Source organism: Candidatus Blochmannia sayi (nom. nud.), from assembly GCF_059935855.1.
In genome coordinates this window covers 631,909-653,174 of sequence record NZ_CP011796.1, presented here as the reverse complement: position 1 = coordinate 653,174, position 21,266 = coordinate 631,909, and the positions used below count along the sequence as shown (strand labels likewise).

General features: G+C 29.2%; 18 protein-coding genes. 14 read left to right on the top strand and 4 right to left on the bottom strand.

Annotated elements, in window-relative coordinates; translation table 11 throughout:
* The first annotated feature begins 59 nt into the window (after positions 1-59).
* The 8 genes from guaB (at position 60) to ureG (ending at position 8,660) form a co-directional block, all read left to right on the top strand.
* Positions 60-1,526 (top strand): IMP dehydrogenase, encoded by a 1,467-nt coding sequence (guaB, locus tag Bsayi582_RS02720; protein ID WP_500815685.1) that lies wholly within the window; start codon positions 60-62, stop codon positions 1,524-1,526.
* A gap of 92 nt (positions 1,527-1,618) precedes the next feature.
* Positions 1,619-3,229 carry a glutamine-hydrolyzing GMP synthase gene (guaA, locus tag Bsayi582_RS02715; protein ID WP_500816110.1) on the top strand — a complete coding sequence of 537 codons (1,611 nt, stop codon included), beginning with the start codon at positions 1,619-1,621 and terminating at the stop codon, positions 3,227-3,229.
* Between the two features lie 370 nt (positions 3,230-3,599).
* Positions 3,600-4,436, top strand: coding sequence for an urease accessory protein UreD (locus Bsayi582_RS02710; RefSeq protein WP_500815684.1), 837 nt, complete (start codon positions 3,600-3,602; stop codon positions 4,434-4,436).
* A gap of 11 nt (positions 4,437-4,447) precedes the next feature.
* Positions 4,448-4,750, top strand: a complete 303-nt coding sequence (locus Bsayi582_RS02705) for an urease subunit gamma (RefSeq protein ID WP_500815683.1) — start codon at positions 4,448-4,450, stop codon at positions 4,748-4,750.
* A gap of 41 nt (positions 4,751-4,791) precedes the next feature.
* On the top strand, positions 4,792-5,100 hold the full coding sequence (locus Bsayi582_RS02700) for an urease subunit beta (protein WP_500816109.1): 309 nt from the start codon (positions 4,792-4,794) through the stop codon (positions 5,098-5,100).
* 2 nt (positions 5,101-5,102) lie between these two features.
* Entirely contained in the window at positions 5,103-6,806 is a 1,704-nt protein-coding gene (ureC, locus tag Bsayi582_RS02695; RefSeq protein ID WP_500815682.1) for an urease subunit alpha, read from the top strand.
* Positions 6,807-7,230: 424 nt separating this feature from the next.
* On the top strand, positions 7,231-7,914 hold the full coding sequence (locus Bsayi582_RS02690; RefSeq protein ID WP_500815681.1) for an urease accessory protein UreF: 684 nt from the start codon (positions 7,231-7,233) through the stop codon (positions 7,912-7,914).
* Between the two features lie 134 nt (positions 7,915-8,048).
* Positions 8,049-8,660 carry an urease accessory protein UreG gene (gene ureG, locus Bsayi582_RS02685; protein WP_500815680.1) on the top strand — a complete coding sequence of 204 codons (612 nt, stop codon included), beginning with the start codon at positions 8,049-8,051 and terminating at the stop codon, positions 8,658-8,660.
* Positions 8,661-8,741: 81 nt separating this feature from the next.
* Here the strand turns inward: ureG and Bsayi582_RS02680 are convergent, their stop codons facing one another.
* Positions 8,742-8,957 (bottom strand): DUF2633 family protein, encoded by a 216-nt coding sequence (locus Bsayi582_RS02680; RefSeq protein ID WP_500815679.1) that lies wholly within the window; start codon positions 8,955-8,957, stop codon positions 8,742-8,744.
* 777 nt (positions 8,958-9,734) lie between these two features.
* On the opposite strand from Bsayi582_RS02680, the gene upp reads away from it, so the two are divergent.
* Entirely contained in the window at positions 9,735-10,361 is a 627-nt protein-coding gene (gene upp / locus Bsayi582_RS02675) for a uracil phosphoribosyltransferase (RefSeq protein ID WP_500815678.1), read from the top strand.
* Positions 10,362-10,678: 317 nt separating this feature from the next.
* On the opposite strand, the gene bcp is transcribed toward upp, so the two are convergent.
* On the bottom strand, positions 10,679-11,149 hold the full coding sequence (gene bcp / locus Bsayi582_RS02670; protein ID WP_500815677.1) for a thioredoxin-dependent thiol peroxidase: 471 nt from the start codon (positions 11,147-11,149) through the stop codon (positions 10,679-10,681).
* Between the two features lie 538 nt (positions 11,150-11,687).
* Here bcp and dapA point away from each other — a divergent pair.
* Both dapA and Bsayi582_RS02660 read left to right on the top strand, forming a co-directional pair.
* Entirely contained in the window at positions 11,688-12,575 is an 888-nt protein-coding gene (gene dapA / locus Bsayi582_RS02665; protein ID WP_500815676.1) for a 4-hydroxy-tetrahydrodipicolinate synthase, read from the top strand.
* 54 nt (positions 12,576-12,629) lie between these two features.
* On the top strand, positions 12,630-12,938 hold the full coding sequence (locus Bsayi582_RS02660) for a hypothetical protein (RefSeq protein WP_500815675.1): 309 nt from the start codon (positions 12,630-12,632) through the stop codon (positions 12,936-12,938).
* Between the two features lie 196 nt (positions 12,939-13,134).
* On the opposite strand, the gene dapE is transcribed toward Bsayi582_RS02660, so the two are convergent.
* A complete protein-coding gene (gene dapE, locus Bsayi582_RS02655) occupies positions 13,135-14,277 on the bottom strand; it encodes a succinyl-diaminopimelate desuccinylase (protein ID WP_500816108.1) in 1,143 nt (380 codons plus the stop codon).
* 177 nt (positions 14,278-14,454) lie between these two features.
* The gene (gene tkt, locus Bsayi582_RS02650; RefSeq protein WP_500815674.1) at positions 14,455-16,452 is read right to left on the bottom strand and encodes a transketolase; all 1,998 of its coding nucleotides are present in this window, start codon (positions 16,450-16,452) and stop codon (positions 14,455-14,457) included.
* A gap of 2,091 nt (positions 16,453-18,543) precedes the next feature.
* Between tkt and cysP the strand changes: the two genes are divergently transcribed.
* From cysP to Bsayi582_RS02635, 3 genes are all read left to right on the top strand, one after another.
* Positions 18,544-19,569, top strand: a complete 1,026-nt coding sequence (cysP, locus tag Bsayi582_RS02645) for a thiosulfate ABC transporter substrate-binding protein CysP (RefSeq protein ID WP_500815673.1) — start codon at positions 18,544-18,546, stop codon at positions 19,567-19,569.
* The gene (cysT, locus tag Bsayi582_RS02640; protein ID WP_500815672.1) at positions 19,569-20,402 is read left to right on the top strand and encodes a sulfate/thiosulfate ABC transporter permease CysT; all 834 of its coding nucleotides are present in this window, start codon (positions 19,569-19,571) and stop codon (positions 20,400-20,402) included. The genes cysP and cysT overlap by 1 nt, the downstream gene beginning before the upstream one ends.
* 62 nt (positions 20,403-20,464) lie before the next feature.
* Positions 20,465-21,265: a sulfate ABC transporter permease gene (locus Bsayi582_RS02635; protein ID WP_500816107.1), complete on the top strand. Its 801-nt coding sequence runs from the start codon at positions 20,465-20,467 to the stop codon at positions 21,263-21,265.
* The last annotated feature ends 1 nt before the right edge of the window (position 21,266 follow it).

The window sequence follows — 21,266 nt, the reverse complement described above, 5'->3', positions numbered from 1 at the left end:
AATAGTTTTTGTGTATTTAATTAATTATATGTAGTTCTGAGTTGTTAGATCATAATGTAATGTTGCGTATTTTTAAAGAAGCTTTAACTTTTGATGATGTATCTATTGTACCTGCTAGTTCAGGAGTGCTTCCTTCCGAAGCAGTTTTAAAAACTTCTCTGGCTGGTTCTGTTTTTTTGAATATTCCTATTATATCGTCAGCTATGGATACAGTAACTGAGTCGGATTTGGCTATTGCTTTGGCTCAGGAGGGTGGGGTAGGGTTTATACATAAAAATATGTCTTTAGAGCAACAGATTTGTGAAGTTAGTCGTGTTAAGAGGCATGAGAGCGGAGTGGTAACTAATCCTCAATGTGTTACCCCGGATACGACTTTATTGCAAGTAAGAGAATTAACTGCTCGTAATGGTTTCGCTGGTTATCCGGTTGTGGTAAATATGAATGAATTGGTGGGAATAATTACAGGTCGTGATGTTAGATTTGTAAGTGATTTATCTAATTTTGTTTTTTCTGTGATGACCCCTAAAGAACGTTTGGTTACGGTATTAGAAGAAGAAAATAGAGAAATAGTGTTACGTAAAATGCATGATAAGAGAGTAGAGAAAGTTTTGTTAATTGATTCTTTATTTCATCTTAAAGGAATGATTACTGCAAAAGATTTTGAAAAATCAAAACGTAAGCCACATGCATGTAAAGATAATTATGGGAGATTATGTGTTGGAGCTGCGGTTGGAGTAGGATCCGATTATAAAGAACGTGTTGATGGTTTAGTTCGGGCTGGTTTAGATGTATTGCTTGTTGATTCTTCTCATGGACATTCAGATAGAGTCCTGAAATGTATCGCAGTAATTCGAAATATGTATCCTACTTTGTCTATTATAGGGGGTAATGTTGTCACAAAAGAAGGCGCGTTAGCTTTAGTAGATTCTGGTGTTGATGCGGTGAAAGTTGGTATTGGTCCTGGTTCTATTTGTACTACTCGTGTTGTTACTGGAGTAGGAATTCCACAAATTACAGCTATTTCTGATGTAGCAAGAGCATTAGAAGGTACTAATGTTTCAATTATTGCAGATGGTGGGATTAGATTTTCTGGAGATATTGCGAAAGCAATAGTAGCTGGTGCGCATTGTGTGATGATTGGTTCATTGCTAGCAGGTACGGAGGAGTCTCCAGGCGATATAGAGTTTTATCAGGGTAGATCGTTTAAAACTTATCGAGGGATGGGCTCTTTAGGAGCTATGCAACAAGGTTCTGCTGATCGATATTTTCATCAAAATACAACTGTTGCTCATAAATTAGTGCCGGAAGGCGTTGAAGGACGTGTGCCTTATACAGGTAAATTGGAAACGATTATACATCAGCTTATGGGCGGTTTGCGCTCTTGTATGGGTTTAACAGGTTGTATGACTATTGATGATTTAAGAACACAAGCTAAGTTTGTGCGTGTAAGTTATTCTGGTATTAGAGAAAGTCATGTGCATGATGTGATTATTACAAAAGAATCTCCTAATTATCGTTTAAGATAGTTGAGATGAGATATTGTATATATATAGATGTATTTTTGTTATATTAATATGATGGCTATCATTGATAGTATAATATGTATGGTTGACGTATGATGATTAGTGTGAATGGTGGAATAAATTGTAGTGTGAAGCGTGCTAATTATCGAATTTTAGTAATAGATTTTGGATCTCAATACACTCAAGTATTGTTAAGAAGAATTCGTGAATTAGGAGTGTATTCTGAACTTGCTTCTTGGAATATCAGTGAATCTCAAATATATACGTTTAATCCTAATGGTATTATTCTTTCTGGAGGGCCTTATAGTGTTATTGACAAGTGTTCTCCGTGTGTTCCGAAATTTATATTTCAATTGGGTATACCTGTATTTGGAATTTGTTATGGTATGCAAGTTATGTCGTTACAATTAGGTGGTCAGGTAAAACGAGTAATAACACGTCGTGAGTTTGGTTGTTCTCAAGTAAAAATTATTGATAAAAGTATTTTGACGGATGATATTTATGATGATGTTGATAATATTACTGGGCACACTTTATTGGATGTTTGGATGAGTCATGGAGATATTGTAACTACTGTTCCTCAAGATTTTACTGTTGTTGGTGTGGATAGGTATCAGCAGGTTGCTGTAATGGTTAATGAGAGTCGTCGTTTATATGGTGTTCAATTCCATCCGGAAGTAACTCATACTAAAAAAGGAAAAAATATTCTAGAACGTTTTATTATGTGTATTTGTTGTTGTAAATCTTCATGGAAAACAATAAATATAATTGATAATATTGTTATGAATGTTCGTGCGACAGTAGGTAATGATAAGGTAGCGCTCGGATTTTCAGGTGGAATTGATTCTCTTGTTACGGCTTTATTGTTACGACGTGCGATTGGACGTCAATTTATATGTATTTTTATTGATAATGGGTTATTATTAGATTATGACTCTGAGAAAATTAATGATTTTTGTGTTAAAAATTATGATCTAGATATTATTTACGTATCAGAAGCACAGCGTTTTTTAAGAGCTTTAGTTGGGATTGTTGATCCAGAAGAAAAACGGAAAATAATTGGTAGTATTTTTACAGAAGTTTTTGAAGAACAGATCCGTAATTTAATGGATATAAAATGGTTAGCTCAAGGTACTATATATTCGGACGTTATTGAATCTGGAATGTCATTACCTTCTTTAAAGAATGTAATTAAATCACATCATAATGTGGGTGGGTTTAAAGGTATTACGAATGTTCAATTATTAGAACCTATAAGGAATTTATTTAAAGATGAAGTTCGTAGTATTGGTTTAGATTTAGGATTGCCTTATGATATAGTTTATCGTTATCCATTTCCAGGACCTGGTTTAGCTATTAGAATATTGGGCGAAGTGAAAAGAGAGTATTGTGATATTTTACGTGCAGTAGATTTTATTCTTTTTGAGGAACTTAAACGTGAGAATTTGTATTATGAAAGTAGTCAAGCTTTTGCAGTGTTTTTACCAATACATTCAGTAGGAATACAGGGTGATCAGCGTAAGTATAAATGGGTAATAGCTCTTCGTGCAGTGGAGACTACGGATTTTATGACGGCACGTTGGATGTATTTATCTTATAATTTTTTATATAAGGTATCTAATCGTATTGTTAATGAAGTTGAAGGGGTATCTCGTGTAGTTTATGATATTTCTTCTAAACCTCCAGCGACTATTGAATGGGAGTAAGTGAAATTTTCTGTATATAGTAGTTATATACGTCATTTGTGTTTCCTGATATTGTGTTATTTTATGTTAGTTATTATTAGTTTAATGACTAAAGATATATAAATACGGTAGTTTGTGTATAAACATAGGATATCGATATATATCGATTGTTAATAGAAAATAATAGAAATGAATATTATTAAAATAATTATTTATATAGTATGACGATATTTTATATCGTTGGATATTTTGTGTATTTTTATGCAAATATTATAGTTTGTATAGTTTTCATGCTTTGTAAGTAATATATGTAATAATATTATAAAAATGATTTTTTATGTGTGAGTTTTATTATCTGCGATTCTTAAAAATATTCAACATTATATGTTTCATGGCTAGTAGATTGTCTCAGAAATTAATTGATGGTTGGTTAGGAGAGTTAAAATTAAATTTTGCTGTCCGTAAAGGACGTAGCGTATTGACTAGATGCAAGCATATTGGACCTTTCTATGTTCAAAAAAGTTTTTATTCAGAAAATGACGATACTCCACACGTATATTTGTTACATCCTCCTGGCGGATTAGTGGGAGGAGATAAATTGGTATTAGACGTTACATTAGAACCAGATAGTCGAGCGTTATTAACAACACCTGGTGCTTCTAAATTTTATCGTACTAATGGTCTTTATGCTACTCATAAGTATACGTTCAGGTTAAAACGTAATACTGCTTTAGAATGGGTTCCTCAAAGTAGCATTTTTTTTCCTAAAGCAAGAGCTAAAATAGATACTACTTTTATTATAGAACAAGGAGCTCGAGTCATTTCGTTTGAGGTATTATTTTTTGGAAATTCGTCGTTAGATGTTTACATGTATCCAGAAGAAGTAAATATTTTTTTAGATATTTGTTCATCTAGTTCCTTTGGTTTGAGAGAACGACTTCAGGTGAATGAACTAAATTGTGCTACTAAGTTGGGTGGGTCGCAAATAAGCGCGTTGCTTTTCGCTATTCCATCAGATAAAAATGTTTTAAATAAGGTGCGTAAATTAATTGAATCAGTTAAGCCCGTTCAGATTGTAGGGGCTACATTGCTAGATGATATTCTTGTAGTACGTTTATTGGGTAATAATGATTGGTGTGTAAAAAAATTATTGCATCATATTTGGTATGTTATACGTCCTTTTATAATTGGAAGAAAAGTTACAATACCTCGTATTTGGTTTACATAAAGGATGAATTTATGAAATTATTACCTCGTGAAAAAGATAAATTATTGTTGTTTACAGCAGCATTGTTAGCTGAAAGACGCCGTAATAAGGGGTTAAAATTAAATTATCCGGAAGCGATAGCATTGATTAGTTCTGTAATTTTAGAAGGTGCTCGTGAAGGTAAAAATGTTGCTGAGTTAATGGATATAGGAAAAAATATATTAACTAGAGACGATGTTATGGAGGGGGTGCCAGAAATGATTTCTAATGTACAAGTAGAAGCTACTTTTACTGATGGAACTAAATTGGTAACAATCCATGATCCAATCATTTAAGTAAATAAATACATGAATGAGTATTATAAATAATAATGACTATGATACCAGGCGAATTCTATATTTCTTACGGAAATATAGAATTAAATATGGGGAGACAGAGAGTTTCATTGGAAGTTTTAAATCGTGGAGATAGACCTATACAGGTTGGTTCTCATTTTCATTTTTATGAAGTGAATACAGCTTTACAGTTTGATCGAGTGATTGCTCGTGGATTTCGTTTGAATATTCCATCAGGGACAGCAGTACGTTTTGAGCCGGGACAATCTAGAGTTGTAGAACTTATAAAATATGCTGGTACATGTAAAATTTATGGTTTTTGTAAAGCTATTATGGGTAAGTTGGATTGATTATGAATATATTGTCTCGATATCATTATGCTTCTTTATTTGGACCGACTGTTGGTGATTCTGTACGATTAGCAGATACTGCATTATGGATAAAGATAGAAAAAGATTTCTCTATATATGGAGAAGAAGTAAAGTTTGGAGGAGGTAAGGTTATACGAGATGGTATGGGTCAAGGGCAAATGAGTAGTAAAGATTGCGCGGATTTAGTTTTAACTAATGCTATAGTTATTGATTATTGGGGGATAATAAAAGCGGATATTGGTATAAATAATGGTCGCATATCTGGTATAGGCAAAGCTGGAAATCCAGATGTACAGCCAGGCGTGACAATATGTATCGGACCTGGTACGGAAATAATAGCAGCAGAAGGAAAGATTGTAACTGCTGGAGGAGTTGATGCTCATATTCATTTTATTTGTCCTCAGCAAGCAGAAGAATCATTATGTTCTGGAATTACCACTTGGATTGGAGGTGGTACTGGCCCAACAACAGGGAGTAATGCGACAACGTGTACACCAGGTCCTTGGTTTTTGTGTCGTATGCTGCAAGTAGCAGATACTTTACCTGTGAATATTGGGTTTACTGGTAAGGGTAGCGCTTCCTTACCTAAAGCTTTAGAAGAACAAGTAATTGCTGGTGCTATAGGTTTAAAGGTGCATGAGGATTGGGGAGCGACTCCTGCTACTATTGATTGTTGTTTAAATGTGGCCGATCGTTTTGATATTCAGGTTTCAATTCACACTGACACTTTAAATGAATCAGGATTTATCGAAGATACTTTATCCGCAATTAAAGATAGAACAGTGCATGCGTATCATACTGAAGGTGCGGGTGGAGGACATTCTCCGGATATTATACGTATGTGTGGATTTAATAATGTTCTACCATCATCTACTAATCCTACAATGCCGTATACTGTTAATACAATAGATGAACATTTAGATATGATGATGATTTGTCATAATCTTAATCCTAATCTTCCTGAGGATATAGCATTTTCAGAATCTAGAATTCGTAGAGAAACAATTGCTGCTGAAGATATTTTACATGATCTTGGAGCTTTGTCCATGATTTCTTCTGATTCTCAAGCTATGGGACGAGTTGGAGAGGTTATTTTACGTACTTGGCAAACAGCTCATAAAATGAAGTTACAGCGAGGTTCGTTATTAAGTGATGATAAATATAACGACAATATACGTGTAAAACGATATATTGCTAAATATACAATTAATCCAGCAATAACTCATGGCATTTCTCATGAAGTTGGTTCTGTCGAAGAAGGTAAATTGGCAGATTTAATATTATGGGATCCGGCTTTTTTTGGAGTAAAACCAGAGTTAATAATTAAAGGTGGTATGATTAATTGTTCTGTCATGGGAGATCCTAATGCTGCTATACCTACTCCACAGCCAGTACATTATAGGTTGATGTTTGGAGCGTATGGTGCCGCAAAACATGCTACACGTATGACTTTTGTGTCTCAAGCGGCTTATAATTCAGAATTAATAAATCGTTTAAAATTAGCTAGTTTGATTGGAGAGGTTCGTAAGTGTAGAGATGTTAAGAAAAAGGATATGATTAATAATTTCTGGAAGCCAATGATTGAAGTAGATTCTCAGACTTATCAAGTTCGAGCTAATGGGGAATTGTTGACTTGCGAACCTATATCGACGTTACCAATGTCTCAGCGTTATTTCCTTTTTTAATTAGATTTATAGGGAATATCTTATTGATTCTTGTGTACAATATTGATTGTACATATTTTGTGTAATTTATACTAATAAAACGATATGATGTTCGTATAATATTTTGTTATATTCGTAATTATTGTATTTTTAATTTTGAATAAAACTCTTAAGTTATTGATGATTTTTTATCGAAAAAATATTTATAAAATTAGGTGATTGTAATATGAATAAGTATTTGCTTAGTTATTGAGTTGGATATATGCAATGTGTATTGATATATAAATATAATTGATTAATAATATTTAATTGGTAATTGGTTATGGATGGTTTCCTTTATAAGAAAGAAAATGGTGTATAGCAATCGTTATTTTATAAATTAAAATGGAAATAATATTTATTTACATATAGGATTGACGTTAAGTTTTAATCATTGTAATTGTGTATGTTATTTCGAACTGATGATTCATTATTGTTTTTGTTTCAATTAATTAGCTCTAACTTTCCGTTAGGAGGGTTTACTTATTCACAAGGTTTAGAATGGGCTATAGAATATAATTGGGTGAATTCTGTAGAAACATTTTTTTTGTGGCAAAAACAATGGATTCATGGACCATTAATCCATTTAGATTGGCCTATGTTTAAACGTTGTTACATTTATGCTCAGATTGGAGATAGAGCAAATTTTTTACAATGTACATTAAAAATATTATCGTATCGTGATACTTATGAACTTAGATTGGAAGAACAACAACGTGGAAAATCAATGACAAAATTAATTTTGCAATGGTATTCGTTTACTAATGATGATGTTTGGTTGGTAGCTTTAGAAAATAGTGGATTAGCAGCTATGGCGTGGTTAGGTTGTATGTGGGATATTTCTTTAAAAAACTTAGCACTAGGGTATGCATATAGCATGTTAGAATCATCTGTAATGGTAGGTCTAAAGTTAATACCTTTTGGACAAAATACTGCTCAAAAATTGTTAAGACATTTAATAAAATTTCTTCCAGATGCTTGGGATAAGGCTAATGTTATAACGGATAATGAATTAGGAAATAATTTTCCATTACAATCGATAGCTTCTTCTTGTCATGAAACCCAATATTCACGGTTATTCCGTTCCTGAAGAGAATAGAATTAACATAAATAAAGAATATATATAAGGTATTTATTGTTTAGTGTTGTAGTTAATGATCGTATGTAAATTTTGTAATAAGCTGATAATTTAACCAATGTTCAAACTGAGATTGGAGGCGTATTTTGTTGTGTAATCAATGTAAACAGCCATTTTGTATAGGTGTGGGAGGACCGGTTGGATCAGGTAAAACCGCGTTACTTGAAGTATTGTGTAAAAAAATGAAAGTTAATTATCAGTTAGCAGTGGTAACCAATGATATTTATACTAAAGAAGATCAACGTATTTTAACAGATGCAAATGCATTGGATGCTGATCGTATTGTTGGTGTAGAAACTGGAGGATGTCCACATACTGCTATTCGTGAAGATGCTTCTATGAATTTATTAGCTATAGAAGAATTAATATCTAAATTTAAAAATTTAGATATTATTTTTATCGAAAGTGGAGGCGATAATTTAAGTGCTACTTTTAGTCCGGAATTATCAGATTTAAATCTATATGTTATAGATGTAGCCGCAGGTGATAAAATACCTAGAAAAGGTGGTCCAGGTATTACACGTTCTGATTTTTTAATAATTAATAAAATTGATTTAGCTGATTATGTAGGAGCATCGTTAGAAATCATGATTCAAGACACAAATTGTATGCGTAAAGATTTGCCGTGGGCGTTCACTAATTTAAAAACAGGTTATGGAGTAAAATCTGTCGTTGATTTTATTGTGAAGCAATTATAATTGTTAATAATACAATAATATTATGTATTTATAAGTAAAATTTGTGTACATGTTTAGTTTTGCATATAACAGAATTATAAATCATCGATTTATTTCATTGGATAATGATGAGATGGTATTGGAATTATTGTTATTGTATTTGTGATAATGCCAAGAATTTATAGAAGCATATATTAATCTAATAAATAGTATTATAAAACTGATTGATAGCACCCATTTGGTAATACGTGTTTTTGTTTTCTTTTTTTTCATTAAAGCAACCAACGATATACTGTCATAACTAGTATTTATTGTCATAATATCATAATATTTTATTAAGGAAATACGTTTTTGTTTAAAACGTAATTTGGTTTATTTCGATTAAGAAATTATATAATATATTTTATACGGAGGATATTGTATTATTTAATATATGGTATGGTCTTTTCTGTTAAGATAGTGAAAATAATTTAAATTCATTTAAGTGATTGGTTTATATGAATTAATATTAATTAATAATTTTTTTAATTAGATCATTAATTTATATGTATGTTGATTGAAACAGTATTATATTTTTATTTTTATAAATAAATTGTGTATGTGAACAGTATATTTTTTATTTTATAGAGGTATTATTCAAACATATTGATTTCAATTTTAGATATTTAGGTTTTATTATTGTAATGAATTATTTTTTATTTTTTATATTACTATATTAATATATACATAATGGTTTTAAATTTATATAATCTCATTCATTAAATAATTAATGACCAGAAGATATTATACTCTAATATTAGTATCAATATTTTATTTGTGTTAAATATATGAGCCTAAGTAATTTAATAACATATCTTATGTATGCAAGTTCCTGTTTTCTCAATGTAGTTCTACGAATCATTTAATTAAATATAAGATTGTAAATAATAAGATCAATATATTATTAGTAGTATATATTATGAAATAATATATACTACTAATAATAGTATATATTTATTTTTAATAAATTTATACATATTATTATGAAATTGCAATTAGGGGTATAATCTCTCAAGTTTAGTGTTGTTGTTTGCTTTCATGGAGAATAAAATTGATATGAAAATAGTTGAGATAAAACATCCATTAGTACAACATAAATTAGGGCTTATGCGTATTTGTGATATTAGTACTAAACGTTTTAGAGAGTTATCTTCAGAATTAGGAAGTTTGTTAACTTACGTAGCTACTGATGCTTTAGAAATGGAAATAGTGACTATTAGAGGATGGTGTGGATTAGTTCAAATTGCACGTATTAAAGGAAAAAAAATAACAGTAGTTCCGATCTTACGAGCTGGATTAGGTATGATGAACGGTGTTTTAGAACATCTTCCAAGTGCGCGTATCAGTATAGTGGGAATCTATCGGAATGAAATTACTCTTGAGCCAATTCCATATTTTCATAAATTGGTTTCTAAAATAAATGAACGTATGGCTATGATATTAGATCCTATGTTAGCTACTGGCGGATCAATAATTGCTACTATTGATTTACTGAAAAAATCTGGGTGTAACACCATAAAAGTATTGTCAATAGTAGCTGCTCCAGAAGGGCTTGAAGCTTTGGAAAAAAAACATCCAGATGTTGAATTGTATTTAGCTTCCATAGATCATAAGATTAATAAAAACGGCTACATAATACCAGGATTCGGAGATGCTGGTGACAAGACATTTGGAACTAAGTAATATTTATGATATTTCATGATATGAAATATAAAAATTACATATAAATAAATATTATTTATAAATTTTATTTTTTAATGATATATCTACAGTTTTGAATGCTTGTATTCACATTTGATTTTTTTATGTTTTGCATATAGATTTATTTTTGATTTATACAATACAAAATAATACTAGAATAATTTTATTATAGTATTGTATACAATTAATAATTATTATGTTTTACTAGTATTAGTATTGTTTATATAAGTTTTTATGAGAATATATTGTAAATTTGAATATAATATATCTGAATAAAATGAGTATTTATGTAAGTTATTTCATTGTATGTTTTTTAGGTAGTTCAAAACGATTTGGTCGTGATCAGAAATTTTAAAATTTTCAAATACTTGTTCGATAGTACCGGTTTGATCTATTATAAAACTAACACGGTATGTGCCGTTATATATTTTTCCCGTAAATTTTTTTTCTCCCCATGCTCCAAATTGTTTAGTAACTTGATGATTTTTGTCATAAAGTAAAGTGAAGTTCAACATTTCTTTTTCAGAAAATTTTGAAAGTTTTTCTGGTGTATCGCCACTAATTCCAATGATTTCTGTATTTAATGTTTTAAATACATCTATGTTATCTCTTAATTTACATGCTTGTATAGTACATCCTGGTGTCATAGCTTTAGGATAGAAATAAATAAGAACCTTTTTTCCTATAAAAGAATAAAGATTAATTAAAACACCATCTTGATCAGGTAAACTAAATTGCGGTGCTTTATCGCCAGGTTTTAATAAATTCATAACAATGCTCCACTAAGTAATCAATATATTTATATAAATAATTAGACTTTAATATTATTTTTATTTTTTGTATATGAGATGATTCGATTATTTAAAAAATTTATTATGTATATTTACAGTGTAATTTTATACTTAAAAAGTTCTATATAGCATTCATGGGACATGGATAATTGTTTTTATTGAAAATATGTTGTATGTTATTAACGAAAAATAATTTACTTAATAAACAAAAATATAATGAAAACAATATGTAATTCATATAAAATCTTATACGATAGTTAATGATATATATATGTAAATATATACATGGTATTTAATATAATTATTTGAATTATAATTGATGATGGTTATATATAGATAATTCTACTACATAATTAATTAATGATCAAAGTATTGTAATTATTGTTTATTAAAATTTAATATGGATAGTAAAATAATGAAACATTGTTAATTTGGAATTTATTGTTTTATTTAATTTATTTTTTTATTAAATATAAGTGTTTTATTGATTAGTATTATTTATTGGAGACAATAGTTAATGTTTACGGGAAGTATAGTGGCTCTGATTACCCCAATGGACTTACGTGGTGCTGTAGATCGAATGAGTTTGAAAAAACTTGTTGAATATCATATCATGAGTGGTACTTCAGCTATTGTTTCTGTAGGTACAACTGGTGAAATGTCTGGGCTTACACATGCAGAACATGTTGATGTAGTGATGTGGACCTTAGAGTTTAGTGATGGTAGATTACCCGTTATAGCGGGCACTGGCGCGAATTCAACTGCAGAAGCTGTGTTATTAACTAATAAATTCAATGATAGTGATGTAGCGGCTTGTTTAAGTGTCACTCCTTATTATAATCGTCCAAATCAAGAAGGATTATTTCAACATTTTAAAGCTATTTCGGAAAGTACGGAATTACCACAGATATTATATAATGTTCCAGTACGCACTGGTTGTGATATGTTGCCTATTACTGTTGCTCGTCTGGCAAAAATAAAAAATATAATTGGGATTAAAGAGGCAACAGGAAATTTAAATAGAGTAAGTCAATTACAACAGTTAGTTCACAAGGATTTTGTTTTATTAAGTGGAGATGATATGAGTGCGCTGGATTTTATGAAACTTGGTGGTTCCGGAGTAATTTCTGTGACAGCAAATATTGCTGCAAAAGAAATGGCTGAATTGTGTAAATTTGCAAATGAGAATAATTTTTTAAGCGCACAACACATTAATCAACGTTTAAGTGCTATGCATCAAGTGTTATTTATTGATTCTAATCCTATACCAGTAAAATGGGCTTGTAAAGAGTTAGGACTTATTTCATACGATACTTTACGTTTACCTATGACTTCTTTATCTGATTCGCATCGTAATGTGTTAAAGAAAGCTTTAATAGATTCAGGATTATTATATACTAACTAACTACTAACTAATCAGTATAATTATAAATAACTATTTTTATATATAGAGTTTGTGATGTTGATTTTTTTAGAGATTTTATGTGTATTGTTATTATCAGCTTGTTCTTTTGGGGTACATGAGGACAATCGTTGTAAAATAAATAATGATTTAGAATATTTAAATGCTGAATTTTTATTAAAATTAAATTTGCCAGAAGATTTAGGTGCAGTAGACTCGTTTGAGTTATTGAGTCATCATTATACTGTTCCTGCCATTACTAACACTGACACTCAAGCATTAGGTAAAAATCTGAATATATGTCCTCCGTCAGTTTGTTCTATAGATATGTTACATGAATCTTGTTTGGTTAATATTAAAGATTAATGACAGACATATTCGTATATACGAAGTATGTTTAGTATGATAGTTGTTTAAATTTATTTGGAAATTATACGATGAATCATGATATTTCATGTCAAATATTGATTTTTCGTGTTATACGTATATATAGTTTTATATACTATTTGTTTATACAGTGTTTTTATAATCGTGATTTTGCGTTATGTTAATTTGGTTTTGATTATGTATCTAATAATAAATTTTCTATAATTTTTTGGTATATAGAACTGAGTAATTTTAAATCAGTTAAATTTATATGTTCATTAAATTTATGTATACTATGATTTAGCGCTCCTAATTCTATGATTTCTGTACCCATTTTGGCTATGAAGCGTCCATCAGATGTTCCTCCTGTAGTTTCTAAATGAGGTGTGAACTTTTGGTAATATTTAATTGTATTTATAACAATTTTAGTTAATTTTCCAGGATTACTAAAGTAAGGTTCTGCTAAAATTTTCCAATCAATATGATAAGTTAAAGCATGATATGTTAATATTTTGTTTATGTGGTTTTTAATACATTCGATAGAATGCTTGTCGTTGAATCGAAAATTAAAGTTTAATGTGATTTTGTGAGGTGTAATGTTAGCGCTTTTGTTATTAGTATTAATATCAATAATTTGCATAGTGGTAGGAGGAAATAATATATTTTTCTCCTGTTCCCAGGTGGTATTTAAGATTTCCGATAAAACTGGAACGATTAAATGTATTGGATTTTTAGAGAACTGGGGGTAAGCTACGTGTCCTTGTGATCCGTATATTATTAATTCTCCCATAAGTGAGCCACGTCTTCCGTTTTTTATAACATCACCGAGTTGATTTTGACTTGAGGGTTCTCCTATTATACAGTAGTTTATCGATTCATTACGCTTCATTAAACATTCTACAACTTTTGTGGTTCCATGTATACCAGTGCCTTCTTCATCAGAAGTGATAAGTAATGCAATACGTCCTTGATAGTTAGAGTGTTGATTTATAAAATTTTTAATAGCTACTAATATAGCTGCTAATGCACCTTTCATATCTGCTGCTCCTCGTCCATATAAAACGTTATCATGTATTAGTCCTGAAAAAGGAGGATAGTCCCAGTGTTGTATATTTCCAGGATCTACTACGTCGGTATGTCCGAGAAATAGTAATGTGTTTTTTTGTGGTTTTACGTCGTGGCTATGGTACGCCCAAATATTAAGAGTGTCGTTAAATTGCATTCGTTCTATATTGAAATTTAGAGTTTTTAAATAATTTATAATTATTTCATGACAATTATAATCTAAGGGTTGTTTAATTAATTTTTGAGCTAATCTTACTACAAGTGGATAATGCATCATGATTCCTATCATAGAATTAAAATTATTGTAGATATAATATTAAATGTGATAATAATATATAGGTATTATAATATTGAAACAGATAAAAATTTTGATAAAGTATATATAACTATATAGTTATATATTAGATATAAAGTTCATTTTTTTGAAAAATATTTTTAATAATTTATGTATTTAGTATTTATTTAATAATTCATATGATTGTTTAATTACATAATCTGTAGTGAAGTTAAAAAACTTAAATAATTGATTTGATGGAGCTGATTTTCCAAATGTATGCATACCGATTATTTTCCCATATAATCCTACATATTTATACCAATAATCAGCACTACTAGCTTCAATTGCTATTCTATTAGTTATTTTTTGTGGTAGTACATGTTCACGGTATGATTGATCTTGTTTATCAAATATTTCAGTGGAAGGTAAAGAAATAACTCTGATTTTATAACCTTCATTGGTTAAATGATAATATGCATTTATCGCCAATGTTACTTCTGAGCCAGTAGCAATGATAATTAGTTCAGGAGTATTGTTGCAATCTTTAAGTATATATCCTCCTCGATTAATATTGGTGATTTGTGTTAATGTACGTTTTTGTTGTATGAGATTTTGTCTAGATAAAATAAGTGCAGTTGACCCACAGTGTTCAATTGCTGCTTTCCAAGCAATTGCGGTTTCTACTTGATCACAAGGCCGCCATACTATTAAATTTGGAGTCATACGTAAATTAGCCAATTGTTCTATAGGTTGATGAGTAGGACCATCTTCTCCTAATCCAATAGAATCGTGAGTATAAATCATGATGTGATGACTATTCATTAAGGCTGCCATGCGAACGGCATTACGTGCATATTCAACAAACGTTAAAAATGTAGCAGTATAAGGTAAAAATCCTCCATAATTGGCAATTCCATTAGCAATTGCAGTCATTCCAAATTCACGTACACCGTAATGAATATAATTTCCAGCAGGGTTTTTCATAATAGAAGAAGATTTAGACCAGGTTGTTAAATTGCTTGGTGTTAGGTCTGCTGATCCTCCAATGAGTTCTGGTAATTTTTTAGAAAAAGATTCAATCGTAATTTGAGAAGCTTGACGCGTAGCAATATTTTGTGGATTCATTTGTAAATTTTTAACGAATTTTTGTGTGTGTTGTTGCCAATCATTAGGTAATTTTCTTTGTATTCGTCTGATCAATTCATTTGCTAAATTAGGATAGGCAAGTTTGTACTCGCAGAATAATTGTTGCCAAATGTTTTCTTTTTTTTGACCTAATGTTTTAGCGTTCCATAGTTTATATATTTCTTGTGGTATGACAAATGGAGGTTCATTCCAATGAAGTGCTTTTCGAGTTTCAGATATTTCTTTTTCTCCCAATGGGGCTCCATGGGCACTGTGTGTTCCGCTTTTATTTGGTGCTCCGAAAGCAATAATTGTGTTACATATTAGTAGTGATGGTTTATTCAATACAGTTTTGGCTTGGTCGATTGCAGATTTAATAGAATTTCTATTATGTCCATCTATATTATGTATTACATGCCATCCGTACGATTCGAAACGCATAGCAGTATCATCTGTAAACCATTCTGTTACGTTTCCGTCTATGGAAATGCCGTTGTTATCATAGAATATAATTAATTTATTTAGTTGCATGGTTCCGGCTAGTGCGCACACTTCATGAGAAATTCCTTCCATCATGCATCCGTCTCCTAAAAATACATAGGTATAATGATCAATAATATTAAATTGTGCGCGGTTAAATTGGGCTGCTAGTGTTTTTTCAGCAATTGCTAGTCCTACGGCGTTAGCAAGACCTTGGCCCAGCGGGCCTGTTGTTACTTCAATTCCGTCAGTATGTTTATATTCTGGATGTCCAGGAGTTTTAGAATTTAATTGTCTGAAATTTTTTATATCTGTTATAGATATGTTGTATCCAGTTAAATGTAAAATGCTATATAATAACATGGATCCGTGTCCGTTGGATAAAATGAAGCGATCTCTATTAATCCAATTTGGATTACATGGGTTATGATTGATATAATCTCTCCATAATACTTCGGCAATGTCAGCCATACCCATAGGGCAGCCGGGATGTCCTGAATTAGCTTTTTGTATGGCATCTATACTTAGTATACGTATGGCGTTGGCTAATATTTTTTCTGATAACATATAAGGTATTTTCCTAATATTAGATTTTTCATAAAAAGATCATTTAGATGGTTATTGATTTATAAATGATTCTTTAAATATTGCTTGTTAGTTTTTTATGTGGTTATTTTATGCTTATTATGTGTTGAAAAAAATATAGTTTAAACAAAAGAATACGTTTGTTTAAATATTTTATAGAAATAAGTAAATAACATTTAATAAGTCATAATATATTATAAAATAATTTTTTAGTAATAAAGTGTAAGAAACAGCAAATATTAAATTAAAGTCGGGTATAATAATTTTTTAATTATTTTTGTATGTATTAATTATTTTATCGTTAATTTATGTTTGTATGATAACAGATTATACTGGGTTATAAATACGATTTTATGAATATAAAAATTACATACATATCAATACTATAATATATCAAAATAGTTTGGAAGTGTTAGATTGTTTTAATATTATATTTTTAACTTCTTTAGTTTAATATTTTTATAAATATTAGTAATTTTAGCGAAAAGATGTGAGATATTTGTATGTTGTGTAATGATTAATATTTTTGATTAATTTTTAATTGTTTTTATAGTTATATATTCATTGAACAGTACAATAGAAGGTATTTCTCTAGTTAATAAAGATTTGTTTTATTATTTTTTTAATAAAGATTCAATGATACATATTTTTAACTTATTGTTTTTATGTTAAATATATATGAATATATACATCAATTTGGTTTTTTTGTATGAACGATATTTCAGAGTATTTTCAAATAATTTTTAATAAGATTTAAGAAGTATTGATTAGACAATAATAAAAAAAAGGATTGGTATTAGTAATATTATGAAATTAAATTTTAGGATTTAATTGAATAAATATTTTATTGATTAATTGAAGTTGTGAGGAATTTTGAACTTATTTTTTATTGATTGATTTAATATTAATTTATGTAATTATTTATTTTATAGTTAATTGATATTAATAGTTATTACAATATTTATAATTTTCAAACATTGTAAATACCATAATATTTAATATTATTTTGTTGTATTTATATATATAAAAAATTATTTGTTATAAATAAATTATATTTATTATATTTTTAAGTTGAAATTATATCTTTTGATATAAGATATATATGTTAATTAATAAATTAATTAACATATATATTTTAAATATGAGACTATTTTAAAAAGTGATTGTTATAGTGGAGTTATTATCAATAATGTTAATATTATAGTGTCATTTGTCATTTATATGATTGTAAGAATTATATCGCAGAGTATATATTACGTATGGTATTAAGTGAATTGAATGATTATTTTAGAACACATATAATAAGAATATATAGGCAGCATATAAATAAATAATAAATAATAAATATTTAGATTTTATGATTATGTTGAAAATAAAATTTTATACGTGATTTTGATATAAAAATTAATGTTTAAATATTATTTGTATGAACATTATGGTGCAACTATTCTTTTTTTTTATTTTTTAAATTTTTGTTTATTTAAATATTAATTATTATGTAGTATAAATTCGTTAATGATTTTCATAATAAATATTGTTAGTGTTTATAAAATTGATTAATTTTATAAATAGATTTATATATAAAGATGATTTTTTTTGTATAGATAATTAATTATAATAAATATTATTTATAGTTGTATTTTAATTATTACATTATTATATAAATAATTATTTTAATTGATTTATAAAAAGTGATTTTTATATTTTATCGGACAAGATAATTATACGTATTAATATTTTTATATTGCTGTAAAATATATAATATTTAATATGGTTTCTTTTTAGAGATAATTATATAAGAGGTATTTAATTTAAATATGGTTAATGATAGAAAAGTTAATATTGTGTTTGTTTGTTGTTGAGAATATATAAAGAGTAAAATTTTTTATTAATTTAATAATTAGTGGATATAAATTAATTTATGTAATAAGTAATTGGTTGATAATTTTTATATAAATATATGTCTGTACATAAAATATATTGGTTTTATATATTTATCACATAATGCAGATAGAGGAATAATTTATATTTATTTTTGAGTAGGTGTATTTTGTTTGTATTTGGATGCATATGATGTGTATGAATATTATTTTAAAAGCAATTAAAATAACAACAGTATTATTGTTATATTATATTATTTGTGTGTCAGTATATGGAGCTGTTTTGTTAAATAGTTCGTATGATATATCTCGAGAATTATTTTTAGAAATTAATGCTGATTTTATTAAATATTGGAAGGATAAATATCCTGAAGATGTGTTAATTATTCGTCAGTCTCATGCAGGCTCTACCAGACAAGCGATGGCTATATTACAAGGATTACGTGCAGATGTGGTTACTTATAATCAGGTTATAGATGTACAAATTTTACATGATCGTGGTAAATTAATTCCTTCAAATTGGCAAGATCGTTTACCTAATCACAGTTCCCCATTTTATTCTACTATGGCTTTTTTAGTAAGACGAGGTAATCCTAAAGGAGTTTATGATTGGTATGATTTAACTCGCGAAGGATTAAAAATAGTTTTTCCTAATCCTAAAACTTCTGGGAATGGGCGTTATACTTATTTAGCAGCTTGGAATGTATTTTTAAAAAATAGCAATGGTAATATAGATCAAACTCGCGTTTTGATGCAGAAATTTTTAAAGAATGTAGTAGTATTCGATACCGGTGGGCGCGCTGCTACTTCTACTTTTGTTGATCGTAATCAGGGAGATGTTTTAATTAATTTTGAATCAGAAGCAAAATTAGTTCAGAGTCAATATGGATTCGATGATTATGAAATTATTATACCGAAATTTAATGTTTTAGCAGAGTTTCCGGTAACTTGGATAGATAAAAATGTTATTCGAAACGGAACTGAAGCTGTAGCACAGGCTTATTTACATTATCTGTATACTCCTGCCGCTCAAAAGATTATTACTAAATTTGGGTATCGTGTAGATGCAATGGATACTACAAAAATGCATCAGAATAAATCCTTTAAAAATCAATTATTTAGAGTAGAGGATACATGTGGTAGTTGGAATTCTATTATGAATATACATTTTAAACGTGGTGGTGAATTAGATAAGCTGTTATCTGTAGGATATCGTTGATGTTGTTTTTTTCATTTAAACATACGTTACCTGGATTTGGAGTAGCTCTTGGAAGTAGTGTGTTATTTGTGTGTTTAATTTTATTATTGCCTTTAAGCGCATTAATCATGCAATTATCTCAAATGAGTTTATCACAGTATTGGGAAATAATTACGGATCCAGCGTTGTTAGTTGCTTATAAAATTACTTTGTTAGCTGCTGGATTAGCAGCATTATTTAATGCTGTATTTGGTGTATTAGTATCATGGGTATTAACTCGATATAAGTTTCCTGGTCAAAAATTGTTAGATGCATTAATTGATTTGCCTTTTGCTTTACCTACTGCTGTGGCGGGATTAACTTTGGCAACATTATTTTCGGAGTCAGGTTGGTATGGTCATTGGTTATCTCGAATAGGCATTACAGTGTCTTATACGTGGATAGGAATATCCATTGCAATGATTTTCACGAGTATTCCATTTGTAGTTCGAACTATACAACCAATTTTAGAAGAGTTTACCGTAGAGTATGAAGAAGCAGCAAAAACTCTTGGAGCTGATTCTTGGCAAATATTTTATAGTGTAATTTTTCCAGAATTAGCTCCAGCTTGGTTATCTGGAACAGTATTATCATTTGTTCGAAGTTTAGGTGAGTTTGGCGCGGTGATTTTTATAGCTGGAAATGTTGCTTGGAAGAATGAAGTTATATCTTTAATCATTTTTATTCGTTTACAAGAATTTGATTATCCAGCTGCTAGCGCTATTGCTTCCGTAATTTTAATTGTTTCTTTATTACTCTTATTTTGTACTAATGCATTTCAGTTACGTATATATAGGAGGTTTAATAGATCTTAATGGTACACATTTTTCACAATTGTTTTAATAAGAATAATCATGATAGTTTTAGTAGTAGTGGAATGAGATGGTATCAGTGGGTTTTAATTGTTTTAAGTATATTTATATCGATAATACTGTTATTGATTCCTTTAATTATGATTTTTGTATCTGCTTTCTCAGAAGGACTGGAGATAGTCAGAATAAATTTAACAGATAAAGATATGGTAAATGCTATTTGTTTAACAGTTATTACAGCGTTGTTTGCTGTACCTATTAATATTTTTTTTGGAACATTAATGGCATGGTTAATAACTCGTTTTGACTTTTATGGAAGACAATTATTATATGCCTTATTAAATATACCTATTGCTGTGTCTCCAGTAATTGCTGGGTTGTTATATTTATTATTTTACACGAACAATAATAATATGATTATAAATTGGCTTGACACACATAATATACAAATAATATTCACATGGATAGGAGTGGTGTTAGTCACTATTTTTGTTACGTGTCCTTTTGTAGTACATGAGCTTGTTCCGATGATGATGAATAAAGGTAGACAGGAGGATGAGGCAGCTATGTTGCTTGGAGCATCTGGTTGGATGATGTTTCGTTATGTTACTTTTCCTAATATTCGTTGGGCTTTGTTATACGGCGCAATTATTACTAATTCTCGTGCTATTGGTGAATTTGGAGCGGTGTCTATAGTATCTGGATTAATACGAGGAGAAACATATACTTTATCATTATATATAGAATTATTATATCAAGATTATAATACTGTGGGTGCATTTATTGCTGCATCATTATTAGCTTCCATTTCAATTATTATGTTATTTATTAAGAACTATTTACAGGATCGTTTAAAACGTATTTAAT